Source organism: Pseudomonas defluvii, assembly GCF_001695625.1.
In the GTDB taxonomy this organism is placed as follows: Bacteria; Pseudomonadota; Gammaproteobacteria; order Pseudomonadales; family Pseudomonadaceae; genus Aquipseudomonas; species Aquipseudomonas defluvii.
On record NZ_MBPN01000163.1, the window covers coordinates 1 to 6,968 of the forward strand.

Genomic DNA, 6,968 nt, shown 5'->3' on the forward strand with positions numbered 1-6,968 from the left:
CCTGGTGTTGCAGCAGGAAGTGGTCAAGGGCCTGGAAACGGCTGAGCAGGTGTGCGTCAGCCAGGGCAGCAGCGGGGCCGGAGGCGGCCCCGCTTGCCGGTTCAGCGGCCTTGGCAGGCATCGACTCGCAGCCAGCGTTCGAGCAGCTTGAAGCCGTTTACCAGCAGGAAGGAGATCAGCAGGTAGAACAGCCCGGCCGCGAAGAAGATCTCTACCGGCAGGTAGGTGCGGGCGATGATGGTGCGCGCCATGCCGGTGAGTTCCAGCAGGGTGACGGTACTGGCCAGGGCACTGGCCTTGAGCATCAGGATCACTTCGTTGCTGTAGGCCGGCAGGCCGATCCGTGCGGCACGCGGCAGCATGATGTAGAACAGCGCCTTGGCCTTGGACATGCCCAGCGCCCGGGCCGCTTCGATCTCGCCCCGTGGGATGGCCTGCAGCGCACCGCGCAGGATCTCGGCGATGTAGGCGGCGGTGTGCAGGGTCATGGTCAGCACCGTACACCAGAACGGGTCACGCAGGTACGGCCACAGGGCGCTGCTGCGCACGGCGTCGAACTGGGCCAGGCCGTAATACACCAGGAACAGCTGCACCAGCAGCGGGGTGCCACGGAAGAAGAAGATGTAGCTGAAGGGCACGGCACGTACATACCAGTGCCGCGACGAGCGGGCGATGCCCAGCGGGATGGCCAGGATCAGCCCGGCGATCACCGCGATGGCGACCAGTTCCAGGGTGAGCGTGGCGCCTTGGGCCAGGCGTGGCAGCCACTTGATGATGACTTCCCAGTTCATTGGTTGGCCCTCGCGAAGCCGCGTGCGGCGCGTTTTTCCATGAAGTGCATGCCGGTCATGGCGATGATGGTCAGGCCCAGGTAGATGAAGGCGGCAACCATATAGAAGGTGAATGGCTGTTTACTGACCGTCACGGCGATCTGCGAGTGACGCATGATTTCTTCCAGGCCGATCACCGAGACCAGCGCGGTGTCTTTCATCAGGATCATGAACAGGTTGCCCAGGCCGGGCAGGGCGATGCGCCACATTTGCGGCAGGATCAGTTTCGAGAAGATCCGGCCCTTGGACAGGCCCAGGGCCAGGCCTGCTTCACGGTGGCCCTTGGGGATGGCCAGGATCGCACCACGGAAGACTTCCGTGGCATAGGCGCCGAAGCACAGGCCCAGGGCGATGACGCCAGCGGCGAAGGCGTTGAGCTCCAGGCCGGGGATGTTCAGGGCTTCGCCCAGCCGGTTCATCAGGCTGACGGTGCCGAAGTAGATCAACAGTACCCACAGCAGTTCAGGTACGCCACGTACCAGGGTGGAGTAGAAACCACCGAGCCATTGCAGGGGTTTGTACGGCGAGGTTTTGGCCAGGGCGCCGAGCAGGCCCAGGACCAGCCCCAGTGCCAGGGCACACAACGCCAGTTTGACGGTCATCAAGGTACCGGCAGCAAGTGCCGGGCCGAATCCGTAGAGGTCGATATTCATGGGCAGGTTTGTTCAAGGGACGGGCACCGCCGCCAGGGCGGTGCCGGTCGGGCGGATCAGTAGATACTGAACGGGAAGTACTTGTCGTTGATCTTCTTGTACGTGCCGTCGGCGATGATTTCTTTCAGCGCAGCATTCAGCTTCTCACGCAGTGGGTCGCCTTTACGCACGGCGATACCGACTTCGTCACTCTCGACCACCGGGTCGCCCTTGAACTCGTAGTTCTTGCCAGCGTCGGTTTTCAGCCAGTCATAGTTGACGTACTTGTCGGCGAGGATCGCGTCGACCCGGCCGGAGGTCAGGTCCAGGTAGGCGTTTTCCTGGGTGTCGTAGAGCTTGATGTCGACGTCGCTGCCGTAGTTGTCTTCTAGCCAGGTGCCGGCGAGGGTGGCGCGCTGGGTACCGATCACCTTGCCTTTGAGCGAGGCCTTGTCGGTTTTGAAGTCGACGTTTTTCGGGGCGATGAACTGCAGTTTGTTCGAGTAGTAGCGGTCGGTGAAGTCAACGGCCTGCTTGCGTTCGTCGGTGATCGACAGCGAGGAGATCAGGAAGTCGAACTTCTTGGCGTTCAGGGCCGGGATGATGCCGTCCCAGTCCGAGGTGACGACGTCGCATTCGACTTTCATCTTGGCGCACAGGGCGTCGCCGATGTCTTTGTCGAAGCCGACGACCTGGCCGCTGGCATCCTTGTTGTTGAACGGCGGGTAGGCCGCCTCGATGCCCATCTTCAGTTTTTCGGCAGCCATGGCATTGGCCGAAAACACCAGCGTGGCGGCAGCGGCCAGGAGGAATTTCTTATAGCTCTGCATGCGTGTTGCTCCGTTAGCGGTTGCTGGACATGAATTGTTTGCAGCGCGCCGAGTTCGGGTTTTCAAAAACCTGCTGCGGCGATCCTTGCTCTTCGATCAGGCCTTGGTGCAGGAAGATCACTTCGCTGGACACCTGGCGGGCAAAGCCCATTTCGTGAGTAACCAGTAGCATGGTTCGACCTTCTTCGGCCAGCGCACGGATCACGTTGAGCACTTCCTGGACCATTTCCGGGTCCAGTGCCGAGGTGGGCTCGTCAAACAGGATGACCTTCGGTTGCATGGCCAGGGTCCGGGCGATGGCGGCCCGCTGTTGTTGCCCGCCAGACAACTCGGCGGGGTAGGCGTGGCGCTTGTGGTGAATGCCGACCTTGTCCAGCAGTGCTTCGGCGGTCTCGATGGCTTCGGCCTTGCTCTGGCCCAGCACGCGACGGGGCGCCTCGATGATGTTGTCGAGGATGGTCATGTGCGGCCAGAGGTTGAAGTTCTGGAAGACGAAGCCGATCTCGCTGCGCAGGCGATTGATCTGCTTGTTGTCGGCGGCGATCAGCTCGCCGTTTTTCGCGGCCTTCAGGCGCAGCTCTTCACCCGCGACGAGGATTTGGCCTTGATGCGGGTTTTCCAGCAGGTTGATGCAGCGCAGCAGGGTGGACTTGCCTGAACCCGAAGACCCCAGAATCGAGATCACGTCGCCGTCGCGTGCGGTCAGCGAAATACCCTTGAGTATCTCCACGTCACCGTAGCGTTTGTGCAGGTTGCGGATTTCAAGCGCGGGCGTGGCCTGGGCCATGTGCGGTCCTCATGAGTTCTGATGCGCTCCTGCTGTTGTAGGCCTTCCTGGCGTGGCGCCACGCTAGCATAGCGTTCTGACGGCCGCCAACAGCGTCGGGCGGGGCAATCGGCTGGGGTGAGGGCAGGTGTCGCATCGTTGCAGCGGACTGTCGCGCCAATGTCCGCCTGCTCCCATTTCCAGGGCCGGAGCCTTGATGAAAAAAGGCGCGATGGTGCCAGTTTTGGCCGGTACTGGGAAGCCGTATTTAGTCCTGTGCCCTCTGGGCTGCCTGTGGGTTGCACTGCCGGGTTGCACTTTTATTGCGCAAAAAATGTGCAGGGGTGTTACCACCGGCCGATTTCGGTGCACCTGCATGTATGTGTAACTGAGTATTTCGGTAATCTGAGGTGCGATGCCCTTGAATAATGGTCTTTTGGCCAGCCTTTGGCCAAAAGGCCCGCAAGGCTCGTTGTAGGGGGTTGTGCTGAATGCGCAGCTGCTGCTGAAAAAATTTGGCGCAGTTCTTGCTCAAGGCATGGGTAACAGGACGTATCAGTCTTTCTTTACGAAGGGTGTGATTCAGGATTAGAGCGCCCATTCCTCGCTATAGGTAGTGTTATGAGCGGTACGCACAACTCCAATGACCTCGCTCAGGGGCTCAAGCAACGGCATGTCACCATGCTGTCCATCGCGGGTGTAATCGGTGCCGGTTTGTTCGTCGGCTCCGGCCATGCCATCGCCGAAGCCGGCCCTGCCGTGCTGCTGGCCTACGCCGCTGCCGGTACGCTGGTGGTGTTGGTGATGCGCATGTTGGCCGAAATGGCCGTGGCGTCGCCGGATACGGGTTCTTTCTCCACCTACGCCGACAAGGCCATCGGCCACTGGGCCGGTTTCACCATCGGCTGGTTGTACTGGTGGTTCTGGGTGTTGGTGATCCCGTTGGAGGCCAACGCCGCCGCGACCATCCTGCATGCCTGGTTCCCTGATATTGCGATTTGGGCCTTTACCCTGATCATTACCCTGTTGCTGACCGCAACCAACCTGTTCAGTGTGAAGAACTACGGCGAGTTCGAGTTCTGGTTCGCCTTGATGAAGGTGGTGGCGATCATTGGCTTCATCATTCTCGGGCTGGCGGCGATCTTCGGTTTCATGCCGAACAGCCAGGTCAGTGGTGTCAGCCACCTGTTCGATACCCAAGGCTTCATGCCTAACGGGATGGGAGCGGTGCTGGCAGCCATGCTGACCACCATGTTCTCGTTCATGGGTACTGAGATTGTCACCATTGCAGCGGCCGAATCGAAAGACCCGTGCAAGCAGATCACCAAGGCGACCAACTCGGTCATCTGGCGGATTTGCCTGTTCTACCTCGTATCGATCTTTATCGTCGTGGCACTGGTGCCGTGGAACCATGGCCCATTGGCAGAAGTCGGTTCGTACCAGACGGTGTTGAACCTGATCGGCGTGCCGAATGCCAAGGTGATCGTCGACATCGTCGTGTTGATTGCAGTAACCAGCTGCCTGAACTCGGCGCTGTACACCTCCTCGCGCATGCTGTTCTCCCTCGGCAAGCGTGGTGACGCCCCGGCAATTGCCCAGCGCACCAACGCCAGCGGCACGCCACACTGGGCGGTGCTGTTGTCGACTGCTGCTGCGTTCCTGGCCGTGTTCGCCAACTATGTCGCGCCGGCGGCGGTGTTCGAGTTCCTGCTGGCCAGCTCTGGCGCCATTGCGCTGCTGGTGTACCTGGTGATTGCCATCTCGCAACTGCGCATGCGTCGTCAGCGCATAGCCCGTGGTGAGAAGATCGTCTTCAAGATGTGGCTGTTCCCGGGCCTGACCTGGGCGACCATCCTGTTCATCGTTGGCATCCTGACGGTCATGCTGATCCGCCCGGACCATCGGGTGGAGATCATCGCGACTGGCCTGCTGACCATCGCCGTGGTCGCTGCGGGCCTGCTGACGGCGCGCAAGCACAAGGCCCTGGCCGCTGGGCGTGCCGCCGTACTGAACAACTGATACACGGCTGTTGAGCAAAAAGGCCGCTACCCGAATGGGAGCGGCCTGCTACTGTGGGAGCGGTGCTTGCCCGCGATGCAGGCACCGCGAACTTACTGGCGCCCCACTGACCCTATCGCGGGCAAGCCCATTCCACGGGTTTGGTAGGAGCGGGTCTTGCCCGCGATGCAGGCACCGCGAACTTACTGACACTCCACTGACCCTATCGCAGGCAAGCCCGGCTCCTACAGGATGAGCTGCAGCCCTGTTATGCCGGGCGCTTTTGTACTTTCGAGACGGCTTCCGAGGCGGCGACGTAGGCTTCCTGGAATTCGTCGCTCTCCAGCCAGGCCATGGCGGTGGCTTCGTCGGCGTCGTCGAGCCATTTGCGGTAGGCGCAGAAGACCATGACGATGTAGTCGGTCGATTGCTCTTCCTTGTGCCCCTTGAGCACCAGGGCCAGCAACGGGTCGACGAGGAACACCGCGATCATTGCCTGCAGGCCGTTGTCTTGCGCCTGGGCTTGTTTCATTTTCTCGAACAGGGCGTTGTAGCTGCCCGAGTTCATGGCCTTGTTGAATACCTGCTCAACACCCACGCTGGAAGCGTCCGACGAGCTCTTGACCGCCTGCCCACTGCGCACCATTCGGTTTTCCCGGGCCTTGTTGGCGGCGCGTTTGGCGCGTTTCTGTTGTTTGCTGCTGGAGGCCATCGATGAAATCCTTGAAATAAGCTGATGCGTCCGGCTATTGAAACGCAGTTGGTCAGGAAACCCAAGCTGCGTCTGGTGCGTTGTGGTGGGCGGCAGGTGGCTCAGGCGGGCAATGACAGCGGCTGGGTGCTCGGCTCAATCCGGTGTTCGGTGGTCGCTCTTTCGTCTTCCTCGATCACCCGTGAAGCACGGTCGACCAGCAGCGGGTCCGGCTGATGGGCGACTTTCAGGTTCTTGCCCGGGTAGTCGAGTGAGTGCAGGAAGTGGCGAATGCAGTTGAGGCGCGCGCGCTTCTTGTCATCCGACTTGATCACGGTCCAGGGGGCGTCGGCGGTGTCGGTGTGGAAGAACATGGCTTCCTTGGCCGCGGTGTAGTCGTCCCAGCGGTCCAGCGACTTGATGTCGATGGGCGAGAGTTTCCAGTGCTTGAGCGGGTCGTCGCGGCGCGAGATGAAGCGTCGCAGTTGTTCTTCGCGGTCCACTGAGAACCAGTACTTGAACAGCAGGATGCCGCTGTTGCAGAGCATGCGTTCAAGGTCTGGCGCCTGGCGCATGAATTCCAGGTACTGCAGCGGGGTGCAGAATTCCATCACCCGCTCGACGCCAGCGCGGTTGTACCAGGAGCGGTCGAAGAAGACCATTTCACCCGCTGTGGGCAGGTGCTGGATGTAGCGCTGGAAGTACCACTGGCCTTTTTCCTGTTCGGAAGGCTTCTCCAGGGCGACGATTCGCGCGCCACGTGGGTTCAGGTGTTCCATGAAGCGTTTGATGGTGCCGCCTTTGCCCGCCGCATCACGGCCTTCAAAAAGCACCACGATCCGTTGCCCGGTTTCCTTGACCCAGTTTTGCACCTTGAGCAGTTCGATCTGCAGCTCGTGCTTGGCCTTTTCGTATTCAAGGCGGCGCATGCGGTTGCGGTACGGGTAGCGGGCCGGAAGTTTCGCCGAGGAGCTGTCTTCGTTCGAACCATGGGGCGCGGAAATCACTTGCAGGGCCATTGGTTGCTGGCTGGCCAGAGTGATTTCGGCTTCAAGGTTTTTCACGGCTGCCGGTTTGCTGGTGCTGCGCGCTCGGCGGGTGCGCGGTGCAGTGGCTTTGCGCGGGGCGCTTTTGCTGGTGCTGAGCGTTGCGGTTGGCGTGGTGCTTTCAGGCAAGGCGCTGGGAAGGGGGTGGGCGGTTGATTCTTCGCTCATGGGAGAC

7 protein-coding genes are annotated in these 6,968 nt (G+C 60.9%); 1 reads left to right on the plus strand and 6 read right to left on the minus strand.

The genetic code is table 11. The annotated features are described in order from the left end of the window. Positions 1 to 101 precede the first annotated feature (101 nt). Genes EKA13_RS25070 through EKA13_RS25085 form a run of 4 tightly spaced genes read right to left on the minus strand, consistent with a single transcriptional unit; the run spans position 102 to position 3,079 of the window. A complete protein-coding gene (locus tag EKA13_RS25070) occupies positions 102 to 791 on the minus strand; it encodes an ABC transporter permease (protein ID WP_065761804.1) in 690 nt (229 codons plus the stop codon). After that, positions 788 to 1,483 carry an ABC transporter permease gene (locus tag EKA13_RS25075; protein WP_065761805.1) on the minus strand — a complete coding sequence of 232 codons (696 nt, stop codon included), beginning with the start codon at positions 1,481 to 1,483 and terminating at the stop codon, positions 788 to 790. Before EKA13_RS25075 ends, EKA13_RS25070 begins: the two co-directional genes overlap by 4 nt. A 56-nt stretch (positions 1,484 to 1,539) precedes the next feature. Then, a complete protein-coding gene (locus EKA13_RS25080; RefSeq protein WP_065761806.1) occupies positions 1,540 to 2,292 on the minus strand; it encodes an ABC transporter substrate-binding protein in 753 nt (250 codons plus the stop codon). A gap of 13 nt (positions 2,293 to 2,305) precedes the next feature. Beyond that, the gene (locus tag EKA13_RS25085) at positions 2,306 to 3,079 is read right to left on the minus strand and encodes an ABC transporter ATP-binding protein (RefSeq protein ID WP_065761807.1); all 774 of its coding nucleotides are present in this window, start codon (positions 3,077 to 3,079) and stop codon (positions 2,306 to 2,308) included. A gap of 600 nt (positions 3,080 to 3,679) precedes the next feature. On the opposite strand from EKA13_RS25085, the gene gabP reads away from it, so the two are divergent. Next, positions 3,680 to 5,077 carry a GABA permease gene (gabP, locus tag EKA13_RS25090; RefSeq protein WP_065761808.1) on the plus strand — a complete coding sequence of 466 codons (1,398 nt, stop codon included), beginning with the start codon at positions 3,680 to 3,682 and terminating at the stop codon, positions 5,075 to 5,077. 247 nt (positions 5,078 to 5,324) lie between these two features. Here the strand turns inward: gabP and EKA13_RS25095 are convergent, their stop codons facing one another. Both EKA13_RS25095 and ppk2 read right to left on the minus strand, forming a co-directional pair. After that, positions 5,325 to 5,768, minus strand: a complete 444-nt coding sequence (locus tag EKA13_RS25095) for a hypothetical protein (protein ID WP_065761809.1) — start codon at positions 5,766 to 5,768, stop codon at positions 5,325 to 5,327. A gap of 101 nt (positions 5,769 to 5,869) precedes the next feature. Beyond that, entirely contained in the window at positions 5,870 to 6,766 is an 897-nt protein-coding gene (ppk2, locus tag EKA13_RS25100; RefSeq protein WP_176717483.1) for a polyphosphate kinase 2, read from the minus strand. Positions 6,767 to 6,968: the final 202 nt, after the last annotated feature.

Excerpts from the sequence above, each read along its gene's own strand:
- EKA13_RS25070 (WP_065761804.1), bottom strand. The coding sequence starts at position 791 with ATGAACTGGGAAGTCATCATCAAGTGGCTGCCACGCCTGGCCCAAGGC.
- EKA13_RS25075 (WP_065761805.1), bottom strand. The coding sequence starts at position 1,483 with ATGAATATCGACCTCTACGGATTCGGCCCGGCACTTGCTGCCGGTACC.
- EKA13_RS25080 (WP_065761806.1), bottom strand. The coding sequence starts at position 2,292 with ATGCAGAGCTATAAGAAATTCCTCCTGGCCGCTGCCGCCACGCTGGTG.
- EKA13_RS25085 (WP_065761807.1), bottom strand. The coding sequence starts at position 3,079 with ATGGCCCAGGCCACGCCCGCGCTTGAAATCCGCAACCTGCACAAACGC.
- gabP (WP_065761808.1), top strand. The coding sequence starts at position 3,680 with ATGAGCGGTACGCACAACTCCAATGACCTCGCTCAGGGGCTCAAGCAA.
- EKA13_RS25095 (WP_065761809.1), bottom strand. The coding sequence starts at position 5,768 with ATGGCCTCCAGCAGCAAACAACAGAAACGCGCCAAACGCGCCGCCAAC.
- ppk2 (WP_176717483.1), bottom strand. The coding sequence starts at position 6,766 with ATGGCCCTGCAAGTGATTTCCGCGCCCCATGGTTCGAACGAAGACAGC.